16 protein-coding genes are annotated in these 20,972 nt (G+C 49.0%); 11 read left to right on the top strand and 5 right to left on the bottom strand.

What is annotated here, in order from left to right; translation table 11 throughout:
• Positions 1-157 precede the first annotated feature (157 nt).
• Entirely contained in the window at positions 158-2,158 is a 2,001-nt protein-coding gene (locus tag DDZ15_RS07420; RefSeq protein ID WP_109646437.1) for an alpha-ketoacid dehydrogenase subunit alpha/beta, read from the top strand.
• Between the two features lie 80 nt (positions 2,159-2,238).
• Here the strand turns inward: DDZ15_RS07420 and DDZ15_RS07415 are convergent, their stop codons facing one another.
• From DDZ15_RS07415 to DDZ15_RS07395, 5 genes are all read right to left on the bottom strand, one after another.
• The gene (locus DDZ15_RS07415; RefSeq protein WP_109646436.1) at positions 2,239-3,240 is read right to left on the bottom strand and encodes a S66 peptidase family protein; all 1,002 of its coding nucleotides are present in this window, start codon (positions 3,238-3,240) and stop codon (positions 2,239-2,241) included.
• 9 nt (positions 3,241-3,249) lie between these two features.
• Positions 3,250-3,831: a nicotinate (nicotinamide) nucleotide adenylyltransferase gene (gene nadD / locus DDZ15_RS07410; protein ID WP_158278643.1), complete on the bottom strand. Its 582-nt coding sequence runs from the start codon at positions 3,829-3,831 to the stop codon at positions 3,250-3,252.
• A 10-nt stretch (positions 3,832-3,841) separates the two neighbouring features.
• Positions 3,842-4,666: an outer membrane protein assembly factor BamD gene (locus DDZ15_RS07405; RefSeq protein WP_109646434.1), complete on the bottom strand. Its 825-nt coding sequence runs from the start codon at positions 4,664-4,666 to the stop codon at positions 3,842-3,844.
• 4 nt (positions 4,667-4,670) lie between these two features.
• Complete coding sequence (locus DDZ15_RS07400) at positions 4,671-5,642, bottom strand: polyprenyl synthetase family protein (protein ID WP_109646433.1); 972 nt, start codon at positions 5,640-5,642, stop codon at positions 4,671-4,673.
• A 109-nt stretch (positions 5,643-5,751) separates the two neighbouring features.
• A complete protein-coding gene (locus tag DDZ15_RS07395) occupies positions 5,752-6,330 on the bottom strand; it encodes an RNA polymerase sigma factor (RefSeq protein ID WP_158278642.1) in 579 nt (192 codons plus the stop codon).
• A 231-nt stretch (positions 6,331-6,561) separates the two neighbouring features.
• On the opposite strand from DDZ15_RS07395, the gene DDZ15_RS07390 reads away from it, so the two are divergent.
• The 10 genes from DDZ15_RS07390 (at position 6,562) to DDZ15_RS07345 (ending at position 20,722) form a co-directional block, all read left to right on the top strand.
• A complete protein-coding gene (locus DDZ15_RS07390; RefSeq protein WP_109646431.1) occupies positions 6,562-7,881 on the top strand; it encodes a glycerate kinase type-2 family protein in 1,320 nt (439 codons plus the stop codon).
• 91 nt (positions 7,882-7,972) lie between these two features.
• The gene (locus tag DDZ15_RS07385; protein WP_109646430.1) at positions 7,973-10,288 is read left to right on the top strand and encodes an ATP-dependent helicase; all 2,316 of its coding nucleotides are present in this window, start codon (positions 7,973-7,975) and stop codon (positions 10,286-10,288) included.
• 12 nt (positions 10,289-10,300) lie between these two features.
• Positions 10,301-11,812, top strand: a complete 1,512-nt coding sequence (locus DDZ15_RS07380) for a DUF5723 family protein (protein WP_109646429.1) — start codon at positions 10,301-10,303, stop codon at positions 11,810-11,812.
• Between the two features lie 164 nt (positions 11,813-11,976).
• Positions 11,977-14,523: an endopeptidase La gene (gene lon / locus DDZ15_RS07375; RefSeq protein WP_109646428.1), complete on the top strand. Its 2,547-nt coding sequence runs from the start codon at positions 11,977-11,979 to the stop codon at positions 14,521-14,523.
• A gap of 268 nt (positions 14,524-14,791) precedes the next feature.
• Positions 14,792-16,936: a PQQ-dependent dehydrogenase, methanol/ethanol family gene (locus DDZ15_RS07370; protein WP_199222903.1), complete on the top strand. Its 2,145-nt coding sequence runs from the start codon at positions 14,792-14,794 to the stop codon at positions 16,934-16,936.
• Between the two features lie 445 nt (positions 16,937-17,381).
• Positions 17,382-17,873 carry a helix-turn-helix transcriptional regulator gene (locus tag DDZ15_RS07365; protein WP_109646427.1) on the top strand — a complete coding sequence of 164 codons (492 nt, stop codon included), beginning with the start codon at positions 17,382-17,384 and terminating at the stop codon, positions 17,871-17,873.
• 65 nt (positions 17,874-17,938) lie between these two features.
• Positions 17,939-18,316: a hypothetical protein gene (locus DDZ15_RS07360; protein WP_109646426.1), complete on the top strand. Its 378-nt coding sequence runs from the start codon at positions 17,939-17,941 to the stop codon at positions 18,314-18,316.
• On the top strand, positions 18,313-18,624 hold the full coding sequence (locus DDZ15_RS07355) for a hypothetical protein (protein WP_109646425.1): 312 nt from the start codon (positions 18,313-18,315) through the stop codon (positions 18,622-18,624). Before DDZ15_RS07360 ends, DDZ15_RS07355 begins: the two co-directional genes overlap by 4 nt.
• Before the next feature lie 97 nt (positions 18,625-18,721).
• Complete coding sequence (locus DDZ15_RS07350) at positions 18,722-19,543, top strand: GLPGLI family protein (protein WP_109646424.1); 822 nt, start codon at positions 18,722-18,724, stop codon at positions 19,541-19,543.
• Positions 19,544-19,573: 30 nt separating this feature from the next.
• On the top strand, positions 19,574-20,722 hold the full coding sequence (locus DDZ15_RS07345; RefSeq protein ID WP_109646423.1) for a hypothetical protein: 1,149 nt from the start codon (positions 19,574-19,576) through the stop codon (positions 20,720-20,722).
• Positions 20,723-20,972 lie beyond the last annotated feature (250 nt).

Below are 20,972 nucleotides of genomic sequence, written 5' to 3'. Positions count from 1 at the left end.
CAATGCCTGAAAGTTTTGTATTAAAAAGCTACGTTCCGGTTAAATGGTGTTTGACAAATTGTTTTTTTTTCCTGTCCATATGGTCAGTTACTTTTCCGTTTCCGTTGCCAGACCGGGTTATTGATAACCAAATAAATTACACATAAAATCATCATTAATGATAGCCCCATCAAAAATAATTTCCAGAGATAAAGCACTGGAATATTATCGCCATTTGCTGCTTCCCAGGCTCATAGAAAAAAAGATGCTGCTGCTTCTGCGCCAGAATAAAATCAGCAAGTGGTTTTCGGGAATCGGACAAGAAGCCATCTCCGTAGGATCTGCGCTGAGCCTGAATAAAAACGATTACATCCTCCCCATGCACAGGAACCTGGGTGTATTCACCACAAGAGGTGTTCCTTTATATCCTCTTTTTTGTCAACTATTTGGAAAGCAGAATAGTTTCACAGAAGGGCGTGATCGCTCTTTTCACTTCGGAACAACAGACTATCATATTTTTGGGATGATCTCACATCTGGCGGCAACCATGCCCGTTGCGGATGGCATCGCCCTGGCATGCAAACTTCGGGGCGAGAACCGTATTGCCCTCAGTTTTTGCGGTGACGGTGCTACCAGTGAGGGCGACTTCCATGAAGCCCTGAACCTGGCGGGCGTCTGGAAACTGCCCGTCGTGTTTATGATCGAAAACAACGGCTACGGCCTATCCACACCGGTGAAGGAACAGTACGCCTGTGAACACCTTGCAGACCGGGCGGCGGGATACGGTCTGGAGGGGATGCGGATTGACGGGAATGATTTTTTTGCCGTTCAGAAAGCTGTAAAGCAGGCCAGGGAAATTGCCATTCAGGGACAGCCCGTTCTGATAGAGGCGAAAACCTTTCGGATCAGGGGGCACGAAGAGGCTTCGGGTACGTTTTATGTGCCGGACGAGGAATTTGAAAAATGGCAGCCGAAAGATCCGATTTTTCGCTTTGAAGAGTGGCTCCTCACAGAGGGAATTGCAAAACACATCAGTGAGCTGGAAACAATTCAGGAAGAGGTTGAAGCAAGCTTCAGAAAACAGCTGAATAAAGCCCTCAAAACGGATGAACCTGTCTTCGATATAAAAACCGAGCTTGAACACGCCGGACTGCGCAGCCGGAAGGATATTGATATAAAAGTCACTGAAACAGGCAAGGCCCGCGAAAAGTCGGAGAAACGGGTGATCGATGCGGTGCATATGGCTCAGAAACAAGCCCTGAGTGAAGACGATTCATTCCTCCTGCTGGGACAGGACGTAGCCGAGTACGGCGGTGTTTTCAAGGCATCGGAAGGGTTTCACGAACTCTTTGGAAAAGACCGTATCCGAAATACGCCGATCATTGAATCAGGGGCAATAGGCGCGGCTATCGGACTGGCCATTGAGGGCTTCAAACCCATTGTTGAGATGCAGTTTGCCGATTTCATCAGCTGCGGATTTAATCAAATTGTGAATAACCTTGCCAAATCGCGTTACAGATGGACCCCCGACCTTAATGTAACCATTCGCGCGCCGCACGGCGGAGGCGTAGGTGCAGGGCCCTTTCATTCTCAATCACCTGAAAGCTGGTTCATGCAGGTGCCGGGAATGCGCGTGCTGGTGCCCTCTTCCGTGGAAGATGCTCAGAATATGCTCTATACTGCACTCTACGATCCGAACCCGGTTCTCTTTTTTGAACACAAAAAACTGTATCGAAGCATTAAAGAGGTCACATCCGATCATTGCCGGCTGGTTACCCTGGAGAAAGCACGCGTTGTGCAGCCCGGCAATGACCTGTCACTTATCACGTACGGCTACGGTGTAGTCTGGGCTAAGGATATCGCTGAAGAGTACAGAAATCTCGGCTACGGGATTGAAATCATCGATCTGCGGTCACTTGCCCCGATCGACTGGGAAACCGTCATATCTTCAATACGTAAAACGGGCAAGGCCCTGCTGCTTCAGGAACCATCCGAGATCCTCGGGCCTATGAGCGAAATATCGGCCGGTATCAACGAGCGGGCATTCGAATGGCTTGATGCCCCGGTTATGCGCTGCTCTTCACTCAACATGCCGATTCCATTCAACCGGAATCTTGAAGAGGGCTACCTGGCCAGTTTCAGGCTGAAGGAGACAATGGAAAGACTTCTGAAATACTGATCTCTCCACACTAACCAAGACGTTGCGCTCTGTACGCATTCCGGAAAATGCCGGTTACACTGACGGATACGCCTGAACCATCAGGCCTCTTTTACGGCCGGCTCCAGAAGCTTGAAAACGCCTCCGGTTGCATCAAGGACAGCCTGAAGACCCATTGGAATCGTAAAATTATGAGAGTCGTGTCCGATATCGGCACCCATAATCGCAGGAACGCCGAGCGGGCGAATATGGTGAAGCAAAACACTCTTCAGCGTAAAACCGGAAGATGAAGGCTCCGGGCAGTCGGTGCACCTGCCAAAAATAAATCCCCTGATTCCGTCTAGCATACCCGCCTGACCAAGATGAGTGAGCATCCGGTCTACTTTATAGGGCTCTTCACCAATGTCTTCAACAAAGAGGATTGCACCTTCCGTATCGGGCTGATAGGGTGTTCCCAGCGACGTTGTGAGAATGGACAGGTTCCCTCCTATGAGACGCCCCTCTGCCATGCCGCTGACCAGGGTTTCAACATCGCTTTTTGATCTGTACACCGTTTGATCGCCGTTCATCAAGACGGATTTAAAATTCTGAACGGTCAAATCGGTCCACTCCGACGTGCCGTTTGGACCGTGAAAACTAACCAGTTCAGCATAGCGAAGCAGTGCAAGGTGCAGTGTTGTGTTGTCGCTGAATCCGCAATAGATCTTCGGATTGGCCCTGATCAGATCAAAATCAAGCAGCGGCAGAATACGGGCCGAGCCCCACCCTCCCCTCACAGCAACGATTGCGCTCACGCCGGGATCTGCAAAAAAACGATTTATATCCTCTGCCCTCTCACGGTCGGTGCCCGCCAGATAACCGTTTCGCTTACGAACATGCTCCCCGAAGATCACCCTTAAGCCAATCGACTCCAGAACACCCTGCATTCTAATAAACTCATTTTCATCATACACAATGCCTGCAGGAGCGGTCAAAGCCACAGTATCCCCTTCACGCAATACACGGGGCTTAGTCAGAGTTCCGTTCCCAATGGCAAGCCTTCCAAGCGCGGGCAGGGATACAGCTCCGGTTAGTGCTGTTTTTAAAAATTCACCTCTCTTCATAAGGTAAAATTAGGTATAAAGTTCATGTTCTTCCATATACGCAGCCACGGTGTCAGGCACCATCTGCTCCATGTCCGATCCATTTTGCCTTATAGCCGTTGAAGATATGTCAACCGGTTTATGTTCCAGAAAAATTGTTTTTTCCAGCACTTCATCCTCTGCCTCTACCGCGTCTGATCCCGGCCTTTTCACCGCCATAAGTGAAAAATCACTCAATATGTCCCTGTAGCGGTGCCAGGTATGAAATGAGCTGACCGAATCTTCACCGAGGCATAGAAAAAAACGGGTATCCGGGTAGGTTGTTGTGAGATGCTGAAGCGTTTGCAGGGTATATGAAGGCTGTGGCAGTTCCCTTTCAAGAGTACATATTTTTACGCGCTCCGTCTCACTGAATGCAAGTTCCAGCATCCTGAGACGATGTTTATACGGAGTATGTTTGCTTCTGTGGCGCTTGTGTGGCGGGTCAGGAGTCAACATCACCCATACTTCATCGATCAGACCACTCTCCAGAAATGAGTGTACAGCTTCGATATGTCCGGAATGAACCGGGTCGAACGTTCCGCCAAATATGCCGACCCTCCTTTTCATCATTTCAGCGGACTCATTGGGTAGAGGAAGTACTGGGCCGGATATTGCCTGCAATACCATCGAGGCCATCCTGTGCCCTATCAAAAAGCTCTTCCATTCTGCTGCGGTATTCGCCCCTGGGAAAGAGCTGCATGTATGTATTATACGATTCCAGTGCCAGTCTGAACCGCTCCTCCTGACGCTCTGGAACGCTGTTTTCCGCGTAAAGAATATACGCTTCCATTTGTTCTGCGAGTGAGCGTTCGGCCCATTCCGTTTCAGGATAGTCATCAATCACCAGGTCGTAGTAGATCGCGGCCGCTTCATAGCGGCTGGTTCTTTTATAGAAGTTGGCGGCTTCATATTTCTTACGCGCGAGCTTTTCCCGCAGTTCTATGATGTACTGAGCTGATTTTTCGGCGTATTCGGAATCAGGAAAACGGGAATTGAACAGCCTCAGATTCTCAATGGCCCGGCGGGTGTAGCTTTGATCGAGCCGGTAACGCGGGCTCAGGAAGTAGTAGCACTCAGCCCGCTTAAAATCTACGACCTCCCGGCGAAAGGAGTTGGGATAAAACTGCGCATACCGCTCATATTCGGAAGCGGCCAGAAGGTATCGCCTGTCATTATAATAGCTTTCTGCCAGGTAATACTGCGCTTCCTGACCAATATCCGTGCCCCTGCCGATCGAAACGACGGTTTCAAAAGCTTGTGCAGCCTCCGGGTAATCTCCTTCCCTGTACTGGTTCATTGCTTTTTCGAAAGCCACTTCTATTGTATCTCCGGGCCTGATCAGATCGTTACTGCGGCATGAAATAAAAAGTACCGACATCAACAACAGAAAGGATAACGTACGCATTAAACTAAATTTCACGGTTTTTCAGGTAATTTATAAGGTTAGAAAGATCTTGTTTATAGTTTGAATCAACAAACTTATCCAGGGCCGACTCGGCGCGTTTATAGTAGCTGCCGATTTGCTTCTCGGCTTCCTCAATCGTACCGGTACTTCTGTAGATGGAAATTATCTCATCAATTTGATTAACCGTAAGCGGCCGTTTCTGAAAATATCCCAATATGGATTTTTTTTGCTCAACCGAGCAGTGCTCTAACGCAGTGAGCATTAAAAATGTTTTCTTACCCTCCCGAATATCCCCTGCGGGAATCTTTCCGAACTGTGACGGGTCCGCGATTACATCAAGCAGGTCGTCCTGAATCTGAAATGCAAGCCCGAGCGAACGGCCTATCTGATCCAACAGCCGGATCTGATCTTCATCCGCACCCGCCGAATAGCCGCCCAGCTTCATCGATGTGCTGAGCAGCGCACCCGTTTTGCCTTCTATCATAGTGAGGTATTCACCAAGTGAGACATCCTGCCTGTTTTCGAACTCCATATCGAGAGCCTGTCCTTCACACACAGTATTGACTCCCGTGAGAAGCTCATTCATCATTTGTTTATGATCGCAGCCGGGCGGCACGTCCTGAAGCATCAACAGGGCCTGCACAAACATGCCGTCGCCGGCCAGGATGGCGGATGCAACATCCCAGCGCCGGTGAACCGTTTCATGGCCCCTTCTGCTATCTGCCTGGTCCATAATATCATCATGCAGAAGCGTAAAGTTGTGAATGAGCTCTACGGAAAGTGCAGCGGGAACAGCTCGTTCCATATCCACCCCGCAAAGACCGCAGCTGACAAGGGATAGCATGGGACGGATCCTCTTGCCGCCCATACCCAGAATATACCTCTGGGGGTCGTACAGGCCGGAAGGTTTTTGGGGAAGAGGAAGCGACTGCAGACGGTTTTCGATAAGAGCCGTGTAGGGCTTTAAAAACTCCAATGGGTTCGGTTCATTCTACGTTTTCAGAAAGAATGAATATACAAAAAGCCCCGCTGAATATAGAACCGTAAATTCCGCTCAGGATAACTCCCTAAAGGTAGGTCTCCTTTCAGACGTCGGCCGTCATTTTCTTGTACATATCCTGAAGCTGATGGACGATACGATGTTTTTTAATCCGCACATTCGCTTCACTGATGCCGAACTCCGTTGCCACCTGACGCGACCGTACTCCGGGGTTATCCATAAAGTAGGTGATAAACTCCCTCGACTCATCGTCAAGCCTGGAGATACACTCACTGAGTGCTTCCATTCTCTCGTCGTCAACCAGCCTGCTGATCTGCTCGGCCGGCTCACTCATGCCTTTTTCAGTTTCAGGCAATTCGGTGTAGCGCTTGTTTTTTTGACAGTGAGAGAAATATTCATTTCTTGAAGCTTGCATGAGATAACTCAGAATGGATTTCGGGTCCCGGATCTTATCCTGCAAAATTCTCTCATATACATTCAGAAATGCCTGCTGCACGCACTCTTCAGCGGTTTCGGGGTTTGCCCCTACCGTAATCTGAAGATATTGCACCAGCTTGGGAAGCACTTCAGCCAGAAGTTCATTGGCTTTGCGTGTTTCCTGAACCTGCAGATAATTTACCAACACAGAATAATCAACCCTGTTGTTTTTAACTGAAACACTCATAATTCGACTCCTTATTTTATCGCCTTCCATACCTGAAGGCGCTACCGGATACACAGTTGTTTGTTTAGCAATTCAACTTTGACGCATGGAACTGTGATCAAAATATTAATTTTTTCTAATATTCAAATGCTATGAGGAAAATTTTTCCGCACCCCTTTCCGCTAAGGGGTTCTTAATATTCTTTAACATATTCATTAACAATAATTTGTAATTAATATTAGAATTGAGTTTATGGCGGAATATTTATTAGAATCCTTTAATATTTGGCGTGAAATCATTCGAAAAGTGGACCCTTCAGAGGTGCTTTTTGAGAGTATCAGCCTACAGCCCGATAGCAACGGGCTCCGGGTACAGTCTGAAAGCATCCCCATGCCGGACCATTCAGCGATCTACCTTGCAGGCGCAGGCAAAGCGTCAGCAGGCATGGCACTGGGCGCCGAGAACGCGCTGAATGAACATCTTAAAGACGGACTGGTTATCTCAACGCCCAACCCCTTTCACCAACCGCAGAAAACACGGGTTCTGATCGGTTCCCACCCCTATCCCGACCGTGCATCGTTTCAGGCAACCCAACAGCTTATACGCTACATCAGGGAGTTACCCTCCGGATCCACACTGATCAATCTGATTTCGGGTGGCACATCCTCCCTTCTCTGCAGGCCGGCCGCCCCGATCCCTGAAGAGGATATCCAGCAGCTTTACCGGCAGCTGGTTACTTCCGGAGCAGAAATCGGGCAGATCAACACAGTCAGAAAAGCTGTATCGTCCGTGAAGGGCGGAAGAATGCTTCAATTCATGAAGCATCTCAACGTAATCGATCTGATCATCTCAGACGTGCCGGATGACAATGTTGAGGATATCGGCAGCGGTCCCACCACCCCGCAGAACATTTCAACCCGCGAAGCGAAAACGATTCTTACCGGCAGGTCACTCTGGAATAAAATACCGGACTCCGTACGAAACCATATTCAAAGCCGGTCGGAGGCAGAGAGCCTCAGCAATCAAGAAAAAACAGCCGAATCAGGCCATCACCCCCAGTTTATCCTATCCTCTGCCCGCATTGTTTCATCCGAAGCCTGCAGGCTGCTTGAAGAGCATGGTTTTGAAGCCAGCCGTGAGCCGGAGCCGTGGTCGGGCAGTATCAATGATTTTGAGAAGCTGATACGCAAGAGGCTGGATACGATGCTAAACAGTAATAATCGCCCAGCCGCCCACGTTTTCTATGGCGAATGCACCCTTAAGGTAACAGGTGAGGGAAAAGGGGGGCGAAACCAGGAACTGGCGCTTAGAATGGCACAGCACCTGAGCAGCTTCGACCGTAAAATCCTTTTTCTAAGCGCCGGCACGGACGGCATTGACGGATCCACCGATGCCGCGGGCGCCATCGTCGATGAAACAACCTGGCGGAGTGGGGAAAAACGGAACGCTGATCCGGCCGGCGCACTGGCCGATAACGACAGCTACAACTTTTTCAATGACACACCGTGGCATATCAAAACGGGTCCAACCGGCAATAATGTAATGGATATTCAGATCCTGATGCTTCCATAAAAAAACCGGATCAGGGTTCATCCCCTTCGAATATTATTCGTAATTTTAAAATCGTCATTTTTTTGAATTAACCCGACCCGAAACCGTATTAATGCAGCAGTTCACCCTCCGGTCCGACTCTTCCAGCACCCCCGACCCAGCCGATTTACTCTCCAAACTCAATGAGCAACAGCGCCGTGCCGCTTCACACGTACAGGGCCCGCTTTTAATCATTGCAGGCGCCGGCAGCGGCAAGACCCGGGTACTCACCTACCGCATTGCGCACCTTCTTCAAAAGCAACACGCACTGCCGCATAATATTCTGGCTCTTACATTTACAAATAAAGCGGCGCGTGAGATGCAGAGCCGTATTCAAGACCTGATCGGCGAGCGCGCATCGGGCCTTTGGATGGGTACATTCCACTCCATTTTTTCCAAGATTTTGCGGTTCGAGGCTGAACGAATAGGATACAGCAGCTCATTCTCCATTTACGACTCCGCCGATTCCGAAAACGCCATCAAACTGATCCTGAAAGAGCTCAACTATGATCCGCGTGAAATACGGCCGCGTACCATCCAGTACAAAATCAGCGACGCCAAGAACCAACTGGTAGGTCCGGACACCTACCAGAACCGGTTTGTGCAGAGCACGCTCGACGATATCACCGCAAGGGTGTACCAGCTCTATACCAGGCGCCTCAAGGAAGCGAACGCCATGGACTTTGACGACCTTCTGATCCGGCCCATTGAACTCTTCGAAGAGCATCCTGACGTACTGGAGAAATATCAGGATAAGTTCCGATACATACTCATCGATGAGTACCAGGACACCAATCACGCACAGTACAAGGTGACCCGGCTGCTGGCAGACAAATATGAAAATATCTGCGTGGTCGGCGATGACGCGCAGAGCATCTACTCGTTCCGGGGAGCCGATATATCCAACATTCTGAATTTCAAGGAGGACTATCAGAAAGCAACCGAGGTGCCCCTGGAACAGAATTACCGGTCAACCAAACACATTCTCCAGTGTGCCGATTCGGTAATCAAACAGAACCGCAAGCAGCTTGAAAAAACACTATGGACGGAGAATATTGATGGTGAACCCATCACGCTGCTCGAAAATTTTGACGAGCGGGATGAAGCGAACCGGATCGTAAACTACATCAACGACCTGAAGCTGCGGCACGGTTATCAGAACAACGATTTTGCCATACTCTACCGCACAAACTACCAGAGCAGGATTTTTGAGGAGGCGTTGCGCAGAAAAAATATTGCCTATCAGCTGGTGGGCGGGCTGTCGTTCTATCAGCGCAAAGAGATCAAAGACGTACTGGCTTATCTCACCCTCTTGGTGAACCCCGAGGATGAGCAGGCCCTTCTGCGCATCATCAATGAGCCCAGCCGGGGCATCGGCAACAAATCGCTGAACGATCTGCTGAAGAAAGCGCGAAGCACGGGCTCTTCGGTATGGAAGATCCTGAAAAATGTGGAGACAGCCGACCTCTACAAACCCGCCGAGGCGCGCGTGAAGGAGTTTGTACAGATGATCGAGAACCTGCGCGAACTGCTCGAAAGCGGCACACCCATTCTCGATGTAACCAAAAAAGTGCTTGAAAAAAGCGGTTACCTCAAAGCGCTTGTTGAGGAAAACAGCGCTCAGTCGCTTACGCGCCGCGACAACGTTCTGGAACTTCAAAATGCGATCGCGTACTATCAGCAGAACACGGGGAATGCAAAACTTTCCAACTTTCTGCAGGAGATTACGCTCATCACCGATACCGACAAGTATGATGAAAACAAGCCCGCCGTTACGCTGATGACCGTCCACGCATCCAAGGGGCTGGAGTTTCCCGTGGTGTTTATTGTGGGCCTGGAAGAGAACCTGTTCCCCATGGGTCCCCGAGAAGGTGAAGAGCCCAATACCGAAGAGGAAAGGAGGCTTTTCTACGTTGCCATCACAAGAGCCCAGAAACACCTCTTTTTCAGCTACAGTAAAATGCGGTTTAAATACGGGGAAGAGCAGCGTCAGGCGCGTTCGCGGTTTTTGAATGAGGTGGATCCCGGCGTGGTGCGAACGGAAACCGGTGCCACAATACGTCAGAACCGGACGGATTCCTCCTCTTTTTCCGTGGAGAGAGATGACAGCTCCGATTCCGCTAAACGGACGGATACCGAAATAGACTATGACTGGAAATCACCCGTTAACTCCAAAAAACCCCGTTCATCAGGAAACAGTGACTATGAATATGAGTATGATGATGACCCGTTTCGAACCGGGGCACACGTGCTTCACCCCTCTTTCGGGGCGGGCAAGATTGTACAGCGGAGCGGAGCGGGCCGCGACGCGCGGGTTGTGGTCTATTTTAAAAACAGGGGACAAAAAACACTCATGCTGAGAGCCGCCCGGCTTCAGGTGATACAATAAATTCAAAGCACATTGAAACCACTAAAACGTCTGCTGATTACCGGCTTTCTGATTCAGCTCCTGTGCACGAGCGTGAGTTCCCAGAATGTGCTTACTGCTGAAAATATGGCCCTGGGCGGCGGAGGTGCATCCTACCTCACCGGCTTTGAATCGCTCTTCCTGAACCCGGCCAACCTCTACATCCGTGAAAAGAACTATAAGCTGCAAATATCGCTGCTGAAGGGCGGTGCATACTTCGATTCAGCCCTTCCCATCCCGAATAACGGTGACCGCTTCAGCCAGTTCAGGTCAACACTGATGCCTTACGGCTCGTCTGAGCAAAGCCGTATAATTAACGAAACAGACCGCGAGCGGCTTGTCGACAGAATTTTCCCCGGCACCCGTCAGCAGGTAAGCTCCATGCAGTCGCTTACAGACCTCTATTGGTTCGGGCTCAAATGGAACCTGGAAGACCGTTCCTATGCCGTTGCACTGCGTACCCGGTCGGTCAGTTTTTATGAACTGGGGCGCGGTTTTTTTACCGATGAACCTACCGAACGGGGTGACCGCCTGCAGGTAAACCGGTCGTTCCGTCACCAGTTTCAGTCGCTGCACGAGCTGTCGTTCGGCTATGCCGAATCGTTTACTTTTCTGAACGGGCAGAATCCAAGGCTGGCGGAGTTCATTATCGGCATTGCACCCAAGCTGGTGATGGGTGGATCGTACCTGGATGTGAGGTACAGAGACCGCTACTCCATCGGTGAATCGGACGGTCTGTGGCAGCGCGAAACCCGTTTTTCGCAGCTCAGCAGCGGGTACTTCTCGGGCGGTGCGGGCGGCCCCTTCAGCGGACTTTCGGACGGAAACCTGACCGACATTTTTCGTCCATCCGCGTTCGGTGCGGGGCTCGACATCGGCATCACCTATCTCATCACATTCGGAAGCGATCTTTCAACACTGAGGCGTGAAGATGTGCCAACGGAGAAATCACTGCGATTCAGCTTTTCTGTTACCGACCTGGGAGCCGTTTATCACTACCGGTCAACCCGCAAAGATACCGCTCCCGACGGTGAAGAGGAGACATCGGAAACCGGAGAACTCTCGGAACTTTCATTTTTGGGAGCGCCCGGCGAGCATCTTTCATTCCTCAGCCAGTTTGCAGAAACACCATTCGAAAACATCAACCGCTCGAGTAACAACGCTTTTGCAACTTCCCTTCCGGCCACCCTTAACCTGGGCGCATTATTTCAGATCGACCGGCTAAAGCTGATGGGAGATATCAGCTACTCCATTGCAAAAACCGCCTTTGCGGCCAATTTCCCGGTTGCCTACCTGGGCCTTGAAATTCGCCCCCTTCCCTTTATTCCCATCCGCGCAGGCACCCGCCTAGCGCCCAGAATGCCGGGATATTACAGTTTTGGCGGTGGGGTTGAAACCACGTACTTTGACATTACGGCAGCCATTCAGCTCAGAAGCAGCAGTATTGGGCCCACCACGGAAATACTGGGGGCGTCACTGGTGGGAATCAAGTTTTATTTGCAATAAGAGGGAAACGGAAGCCTGACCAACTGTCAGTACAGAGAGAACTTTTCTCATATTGGCAGAACCGTGAACAAAGTTCTGACGTTATGGTAGCAGCGGGCACATTGGCGTTTTATTTGCCACGGAAACAGTCAAAGAGAAAAAAATTATCAATAGATCCTATTTACATGCTTGATTCACGATTTAAAATAACGACGGCATTCGACGATCAAAATGAAGGGTTTGACGATTTTGAGCAGGCCATTCCCCTGATGAGCGAAGAAGAGGAGAAAAAGCTCACGGAATCGGCCATTCCCGATGAACTTCCCATTCTGCCCCTCAAAAACACGGTTCTTTTTCCGGGCGTGGTGGTTCCCATCACGGTGGGACGCGACCGCTCGCTTGCCCTTGTAAAACAGGCCTACGAAAGCGATAAAACGATCGGCGTGGTAACGCAGAAAGATGAGTCGGTGGAAGACCCCGAACCGGGCGACCTCTACCAGTTCGGTACCGTTGCGCAGATCCTGAAACTGATCAAGATGCCCGACGGCAGCAAGAGCGTGGTAATTCAGGGCAAAAGCGTATTCGGCATTGAGGAGATGCTGGAGGAAGAGCCCTTTTTCAAAGCCAGGGTGTTCCCCGTAAAACAGGATATGGATATCAGCGGCATCGAGCTGGATGCCTCCATACGCTCCATCAAAGAGACCGCAAGCAAAATTGTGAATCTCTCGCCGAACATCCCATCGGAAGCGTCGATCGCCATCAACAATATTTCGAGTCCGTCGTTTCTGCTCAACTTTATCTCCTCGAACCTGCAGGTCTCAATTGCCGAGAAGCAGCAGATTCTGGAGATCCGCACATTCTCGAAGCGGCTCGACAAAGTGATGGAGTATCTCAACAAGGAGCTGCAGGTGCTGAACCTGAGCGAGGAGATCCGCTCGAAGGTGAAAACCGATATCGACGACCAGCAGCGCGATTTCTACCTGCGTCAGCAGATGAAAGCAATTCAGGAAGCGCTGGGCGAAGACGGCGAGCAGCAGACCGTGGAGAAACTGCGGCAGCAGCTCAAGGAGAAGAAAGGCCTGCCGGAGAATGTCATGGAGACCGCCGAGAAGGAGCTCCAGAGGCTGGAGATGACTCCCAGCTCCTCCCCCAACTACGGCATCATCCACAGCTACATCGAGTGGATCCTGGACCTGCCCTGGGGCGAGTACTCCAAAGACAAACTTGACCTGAAACGGGCCCGCAAGGTGCTGGATGAGGACCACTACGGCCTGGAGAAGGTGAAAAAACGAATTATTGAGTATCTGGCTGTCCTGAAGCTGAAAAAAGACATGAAGGCGCCCATCCTCTGCTTCTACGGGCCTCCGGGTGTGGGTAAAACCTCGCTCGGTAAATCGATCGCGCGATCGCTGAACCGGGAGTTTGAGAGGTTCAGCCTGGGCGGCATCCACGACGAGGCCGAAATACGCGGACACCGCCGTACCTATATCGGCGCGCTGCCCGGCAGGATCCTGCGTTCGATGAAGAAAGCCGGCAAGGGCAATCCGGTTATCATGCTGGATGAGATCGACAAGGTAGGCTCCGATTTCCGGGGCGACCCGACCTCCGCCCTGCTCGAGGTGCTCGATCCCGAGCAGAACGACTCCTTCACCGACAACTACCTGGAGCTGGAGTACGACCTGTCGAAGGTGATGTTTATTGCCACGGCGAACTCGCTCGATACCATCCCTGCGCCGCTGCGCGACCGGATGGAGATTATCAACATCAGCGGCTACACGCTGGAGGAGAAATCGGAGATCGCGCGGAAGTATCTCATTCCGAAGCAGATTGAGGAGAACGGTCTTTCGAACAAGCAGATCAAGATTTCAAAAGCCGCCATCGAGAAGATTGTGGACGAGTACACCCGCGAAAGCGGCGTGCGGAACCTGGAGCGCCAGATCGGCGCCGTGTGCCGCAACGTGGCCGCACAGATCGCCAGCGGCGACATCGATGACATGAGCGTGGGCGTGAACGACGTGGCCGACATCCTCGGCAAGCGCAAATTCTTCTCCGATGTGGCCGAACGCACTACGGTGCCGGGCGTGGCCACCGGACTGGCGTGGACCCCCTACGGCGGCGACATCCTCTTTATCGAGGCGAGCGTATCGCGCGGTACGGGCAAGCTGCACATTACCGGACAGCTGGGTGATGTGATGAAAGAGTCGGCCATGCTGGCGATAAGCTACCTGCGCGCACGCTACAAGGAGCTGAATATCCCCGAAGAGGCGTTCAAGTACTGGGATCTTCACATTCACGTACCGCAGGGCGCGGTGCCGAAAGACGGCCCGTCGGCCGGTGTGGCGCTGCTGAGTGCGGTAGCCTCCATCTTCACCCAGCGCAAGGTGAAGGGAACGCTGGCAATGACCGGCGAAATCACCCTTCGCGGACTGGTGCTGCCGGTGGGCGGCATCAAGGAGAAAGTGCTGGCCGCCAAGCGTGCGGGCATTGAGAAAGTGTTCCTTCCCAAGAAAAACGAGAAGGACGTGGACGAGATCGAGGAAGATGTAATCGGCAATCTGCAGGTGCAGTACCTGGAGCGCATGGAGCCGATCCTGGACCTCATCCTGGAAGACGAGCCGGTGGAAGATCCGGCCAACTTCTTCGAGGTGCCCGAATCCCACAAACTGCAGACGGACGGACAGAATAAAGTGCCCTCCAATGTACAGAAAGAGATGAACGTGCTGGAGAATTAGGCTGATTCCGCTTCAAGCACGATCTGAACAAGGTAGCTGTCTGGACTGAAGTCATGGTAATTACGGTCACCCCGTAATCCGACTTCATTCCGGACAGCTTTTTTTTTGCCGCTCTGGTACCATCTACCCGCTTTTTGGACATTTTATTAGGAAAAATCCCATTTGATCAGTAGAATCAATTTCAAGAGAGCTGCATTTATCTGAAATTCATCTGCGACAGACCGCTGCTTACCGTTCAACGGAAAACAAAAAAATAGGGGTGGATCTCGTGGATGAAACGATAAAAAATGGGTGTTCTCTGACTATTTCAAAAGCCAAAAAGAACTCTTCCGGATTTTGGCTGTCCAATAGCATATTACCTTCTCTCTTCGCTGCGCTTTTCCTGGTTAGCTGCAGTTCAAACGACGAAAAGATTGTAGTTGACGATCAAACCCTGGCGGATCAGAGCCTGGTTTCCGAATGGCTGGCCTATGGGGGCACACATTATGAACAGCGCTTCAGCCCGCTTGAAGACGTGACCACGGAAAATGTTAGCGAACTAAAGGTGGACTGGTGGCTGGATCTGCCGAATGACGTGGGCCTGGTATCCACTCCCCTGGTTGTGAACGGCGTGATGTACTTCACCGGCACCATGAACATTATACGGGCAGTGGATGCGGTAACCGGCGAGCTTCTCTGGGAATACAATCCGAAGGTGGGCGAAGCGGTGGCCGGCAAACGGCAGATCGGCTGGGTGCACAACCGGGGCATCTCTTTCTACATGGGCAAAGTCTTCGCCGCAACCTGGGACGGACGCCTGTTTGCCCTGGATGCCGAAACGGGCGAACTCGTGTGGATGGTACGAACCTTTGATGAAGACCGTGCTCTCTATATCACCGGGGCTCCCAAAGCATTCAAAGGTAAGGTGCTGATCGGCAACGGAGGGACAGAAAATGGTCCCTCCCGCGGTTTCGTAACCGCCTACGATGCGGAGACCGGCGAAGAGGCCTGGAAATTTTATATCGTACCCGGCAACCCGGATGACGGTTTTGAAAGCGAGGCGATGGCGATGGCTGCGGAGACGTGGACCGGCGAGTGGTGGAAGCACGGCGGCGGCGGCAATGCATGGCACGGCTTTACCTATGATCCCGACCTGGATGTGTTGTATATCGGAACCGGAAACGGCTCGCCCTGGAACCGGGAGATCCGCAGCCCCGAGGGCGGTGACAATCTCTTTCTCTGCTCCATCGTGGCCCTGGATCCGGATACCGGCGAATATCTCTGGCACTATCAGACCGTACCCGGGGATACGTGGGACTACAACTCTAATATGGATATTGTACTGGCCGACCTGAAAATCGACGGCGAAGAGGTGAAAGCTATTCTCCACGCCCCGAAAAACGGATTTTTCTACGTAATCAACCGGGTGACGGGTGAGCTCATTTCCGCCGAACCCTTTGCCAAAACCACCTGGGCGTCTGAAATCGACCTCGAAACCGGTCGCCCGGTAGAGGTGCCCGGTTCACGCTATGAAGAGAATGCGGCTCTGATTATGCCGGCACCCTGGGGCGCACACAGCTGGCACGCAATGTCGTACAATCAGAATACAGGCCTGGTCTACATCCCGGCCCTGCATATGGGAACGGAGTTCAGTGCCGAAGGGATCGATCTGGAGAACTGGCAGGCGGAAGAGTTTGAAGGCGGAATCGGTGTGAATTTCACGCGTAACGATGAATTGCGTGATTATCCGGCTTCCCTGATCGCATGGGATCCCGTTACGCAGGAGAAAGCCTGGGAAGTGCCGCAGGAGCATTTCTGGAATGCGGGTACCCTGACCACCGCCGGCAACCTGGTGTTCCAGGGGCGTTCGGACGGTATGCTGCTCGCCTACGATGCGGCCACTGGCGATATCGTCTGGGAGTACAATGCGGGGCTGGGCATCTCGGCCCCTCCCATCACCTACAAAATAGACGGCACGCAGTATATCTCCCTGCTGGTGGGCTGGGGAGGCGGGTATGCGGGCCTCGGCGGACTCGAGGCTGCAGGACTGGGCTGGGCCTACCGCGAGCACACCCGCAGGCTGATCACTTTCTCCATGAACGGTACGGCCAACATGCCCCCTCAGCCGCCGCCGCGCGTGGTTCAGCCGATCGCAGCGCCTGAATTTGTGGTCGATTTTGACCTGGCCGCGAAGGGCGAAATCCTCTATGCAAAATGCGACGGATGCCACGGGCCGGATGCCTATTCGGGCGGCATGGCGCCGGATTTACGTGAGTCGCCCATTACCATGAGTGAAGCCGCTTTTGATCTCATTGTAAAAGACGGAGGCAATGTAACGATGGGCATGCCCGCGTTCAGGGAACTGAGCGATGACGACCTGCTCGCACTGAGGCACTATATCCGGCACCGTGCGATTGTTCAGAGTCTGGAATAATCAGCAGACGCACCGGCAGAACAAAGTGCCCTCTAGTGTAAAGAAAGAAGATAAACGTGCTGGAGAATTTGGCTTAGAGCTTCTTTTTTAGTTCAGACTATTCACAAACCGCTTTGTCCCAAAGGATGAAGCGGTTTTTTTTGCCCTTTCCTGTTCAAATGACAATCAGGTTCAATTTGAATACCTTCCTGCCCTGATCAGTATCAGGTGACCTTTCCGCCGAAATCCGGTTATCAGCTGAAGCGGATGCAGTAACGTTCAGAGGTATCAGGAAAACAGATTCATATGTCGTTCAGATGACTGTTATGCATTCCTGTCTATTCATTATGAAAATCTTTCACAATCTATATACCTGGAATAATTATCAAATCTGAAAAAAGTCTGTAAGGAAATGCCATTTCCCAGTTCTTACAGATATACAGGAAGTATAAAACGATGAAATAGAATGAAGAACCGGGAACTGGACCTGCATAAATCCTCTGAGACTCTTCATATCCTGATTCACGATATCTCGGGGATACGATATGTTTCTGACTGGGCAGAAGCGGCCTGTGTGTCACCGGAATGGCTCAGGAAAAAAATGAACCAGATCTACAGCAAGTCGCCGAGCAGAATCATCCGTGATGTACGATACAAAACCATTGTAGCACTCATTATGGAAAAAGGCATTGATATCTCAAGTATTGAGGTAGCCATAGACTCCGGTGTGGGCACTACAAGCGATTCACTGTATAAATTCCTGAAACGCTATTATGGAATCACATTTACGGAGTTAAAAGAAAAACTCCTCAAGGAGAAGCATATCCATGATACTATCAGGCTCAATGAGCTGCAAAAGTATACAGTGTTTACCGAATATGGCGACATATATACTGAAATTGACGATAGCTTATACTTGTCAAATATTTTTAAATCCTATTTATTGATGGCAGACTGACAGGTATTTAAATAATCGAGAGTATCTGTTATAACCTAAAATAAATAATAAAGAGAGGTATAAAGATGAAAAAGATAGCATGTATATTTATACTTTTAATGTTTATTCTAACATCGATTTCGACTGTTTTCGCAAAAGTAAACAGTACAGTACATACAACAGTTCAAATAGATATAACGAGTTGTGCTTCACAAGTTTTACCAAGTGAGACTTTTTCAGAAAGAAAAATTAATGATATAAAATTTATTGATTTCAAATTTGAATTTGAGTACGACGGAGAAGAGCATTGTGAAGTCACATTAAATGGAACCATAGAAACTGATATAGGAACAGTCACCTTTAAGGACTTCAAGTTTAAAATAAAGGGCGAGGATTGTGTAGAAACAGCAATTGCTATTCTTAAAAGTATAACTGACAAACAAACTGAACCAAAAGAATCATGAATCAAATATGTAAATATCGATTTCTGGTAGTTATATCATTTTTATTTCTGATTCTATCAGGATTCACAATTAAACCAACATCAGGTGAGGATCTAAAAATCACATTAGCTAGCAACGTTTCTTTTTTGGAAGTTCAGCAAAGCACTTCAGCTTTGTGCAATGCAAGTTCTATTTACTTATCTGAAGCCCGTGATTGTGTGATTAGGGTTAAAACAGATGACATGGATATAGAATTGACATTACATGACGTAGGTTGGTGGGATTGTACAAAGCTAAAGTTAAAAGCACTTTGGGAATTTGGATTCTAAGAAGTACACAATTCAATATTTATTTAATCAAGTGCTTTCAAGAGCAATTCTTTTAAGAATTGCTCTATTTATTTATTAAAATACAATATTATACAAAATGGAATCATTAAAAATATGCATTGTCGCACTTTTATTTATTATAGTTTTTAATAACACTTCATACTCTCAAGAAAATGGTAAAGTTACTTATGTAACAATTTTAGAGGCTGAAGATCATCAAGAAATGGAAGGTTATCTTTTCTTTGATGCCAAAAATCATTCAGTTTTTTACGCAATTAGAAATGAAAATCGCGTGCAGTTAAATTCTGACAGTTTATCAATGCGTAATAGTGAATTAACCCCTTCGATTAATTTTGGATTTGATTTTCAACCACCAAAGGATTCACTCTCTTATTTTGTACATATTGACAGGACAACAAAACAAATTAAATCAAGGAGAAATATTTTTAGAAACGGGCGCTATCAAAAATGTATAGTCTTGGAAGAAATAGACATATTTAATTGGTCCCTGACAGATGAAAGCAAGATCATAATGGACTATAAAGCATACAAGGCCGAGACAGCATTCAGGGGAAGATCCTATACAGCGTGGTATACACCGGAAATCAATATCAATGCAGGGCCCTGGAAGTTCAATGGCCTGCCTGGATTAATTCTGGAAGTCACGGATTCTGAGGGCGGCGTTCAGTTCCTTTTATCATCACTGGAGATCCCATATGAAACAGAAGGGGAATTGCTTCCTCCTTCTGAAGATATGGTATTAACCTTTGAAGAGTATATCGATTTAAACGATCCCGAAACGATCGCCAATGAGTTCCTTGATCTGATTAACTCAAAACTTCCCCAAGGAAGCAAAATATCTTCATCTCCTTCTATATCTTTTAAAAAAAATGTAAAAGGGATCGAACGTATGTTCTAAATCAATTCCACTCAACCAATCAATAAACGCATGAGACAATTTCACATCATATGTGTGTTCAGTATGATACTGATCTCCTGCAATATGGGTTCAAACAAAACCGGTACAGGTGTGAACGATTTCAGCTATATCAATGGAGAGGCTATCGATAAGGAGTTACTGTTTGAAATCGGACCTGACCACGAATTGGTGGCGGGAAATTTTGCCAATGCCAGGGTGCTTGCAGACGGCCGTATCGCCATATTGGATACAAGAAGTATTTCCCTTCATATTGTAAATTCTGATGGATCTCTTTTTAGTTCTACGTCACTTGAAGGAAGGGGACCTGGTGAAGTAGAGAACTTGAGTAGTAATCTTGGTCTTCTTGATGGTAATAGAGTTGCTCTTTACGACTATTTAATGGCTAAATTTTCCTTGTACGTCTATGCTGAAAATCTGTTTAATTATGTTCAAGATTTTATTCTGGAGCCTAGTATGTCAGTGGATAATTACTATTATTACTCACCAAATCAACTTATTCTTCACAGATCTACATCACGAATGAGTGAAAGTCAACATGAATCTGTGACTCTTTTCACTACTGACGAACCATTGACAGAAAAAAAAGTTCTCCAAATTCCAAAACATCAAGATTTAAGTGTCAGTACTTCTGAAGGATCTTTAAATTTGATGTTTAATTATTCATCCAAATATCACACAAGAAATAATATATGCGCCTTCAGGGGCACCATTTATTATAACAGAACCGATAGCGTAGGCTTTAAAGTACACGATTTAAACAGCGGTGCTCAACTGGCCAATTACAACATGGATGTCCCTGCCATTCTGCTTACAAGGGAAGAGAAAGAGAGTGAAGTCGATGATTTTATCGGTGATACAAATGATCTTTTCAACTCCATTGACAGGGATCAACTTATTGCAGATATGCCGGAAATCAAACCATTGGTCAATAAAGTAGTTTGTGATCTGCCTGACGGCATATGGATGGCGCTTTTGAATGAACAAAATGAATCCACCTGGACATTATTTTCTGATTCAGGCAGGATAAAAGGAATCCTGGATCCCCTTCCGGATGAAAGCGTTATTTCCATCCATAATGGCCACCTGTTTACAGAAGAGAGTAACGATTTTGGAGATATCACGTTCAGAGCCTACCGTATCTCCCTCAGCGACATTTAACCCCTCTTCTCTTTTTTCTCTGCCCCGATAATCTCGCCTGGCATTCGGTAACCAACTGCTGCATACCCTATGATCTGCAGTAAACATCCCATGGCAGAGGTGCTATTCAAAAAATTACTTTTTCATCTCTTCTTTCGGATCTTTACTATATAATGATTCCCCGTGATTCAGGATCAGACGAATCCGGAGACATCGACTCTCTATTGCGGTTTATACGATGACTGCCATCGACCCTTAACCAAATCTCATT

This window comes from Rhodohalobacter mucosus, from assembly GCF_003150675.1.
Classification (GTDB): domain Bacteria; phylum Bacteroidota; class Rhodothermia; order Balneolales; family Balneolaceae; genus Rhodohalobacter; species Rhodohalobacter mucosus.
Note: the sequence above shows the minus strand (reverse complement) of the source record. Positions and strands in the feature narration are given on the sequence as shown.

What these genes read in the sequence shown, in the direction of transcription:
- DDZ15_RS07390 (WP_109646431.1), top strand. Translation starts at nt 6,562, where the DNA reads ATGGCGGAATATTTATTAGAATCCTTTAATATTTGGCGTGAAATCATT.
- nadD (WP_158278643.1), bottom strand. Translation starts at nt 3,831, where the DNA reads ATGATGAAAAGGAGGGTCGGCATATTTGGCGGAACGTTCGACCCGGTT.
- DDZ15_RS07355 (WP_109646425.1), top strand. Translation starts at nt 18,313, where the DNA reads ATGAATCAAATATGTAAATATCGATTTCTGGTAGTTATATCATTTTTA.
- DDZ15_RS07405 (WP_109646434.1), bottom strand. Translation starts at nt 4,666, where the DNA reads ATGCGTACGTTATCCTTTCTGTTGTTGATGTCGGTACTTTTTATTTCA.
- DDZ15_RS07350 (WP_109646424.1), top strand. Translation starts at nt 18,722, where the DNA reads ATGGAATCATTAAAAATATGCATTGTCGCACTTTTATTTATTATAGTT.
- DDZ15_RS07360 (WP_109646426.1), top strand. Translation starts at nt 17,939, where the DNA reads ATGAAAAAGATAGCATGTATATTTATACTTTTAATGTTTATTCTAACA.
- DDZ15_RS07385 (WP_109646430.1), top strand. Translation starts at nt 7,973, where the DNA reads ATGCAGCAGTTCACCCTCCGGTCCGACTCTTCCAGCACCCCCGACCCA.
- DDZ15_RS07395 (WP_158278642.1), bottom strand. Translation starts at nt 6,330, where the DNA reads ATGAGTGTTTCAGTTAAAAACAACAGGGTTGATTATTCTGTGTTGGTA.
- lon (WP_109646428.1), top strand. Translation starts at nt 11,977, where the DNA reads ATGCTTGATTCACGATTTAAAATAACGACGGCATTCGACGATCAAAAT.
- DDZ15_RS07415 (WP_109646436.1), bottom strand. Translation starts at nt 3,240, where the DNA reads ATGAAGAGAGGTGAATTTTTAAAAACAGCACTAACCGGAGCTGTATCC.
- DDZ15_RS07420 (WP_109646437.1), top strand. Translation starts at nt 158, where the DNA reads ATGATAGCCCCATCAAAAATAATTTCCAGAGATAAAGCACTGGAATAT.
- DDZ15_RS07365 (WP_109646427.1), top strand. Translation starts at nt 17,382, where the DNA reads ATGAAGAACCGGGAACTGGACCTGCATAAATCCTCTGAGACTCTTCAT.
- DDZ15_RS07345 (WP_109646423.1), top strand. Translation starts at nt 19,574, where the DNA reads ATGAGACAATTTCACATCATATGTGTGTTCAGTATGATACTGATCTCC.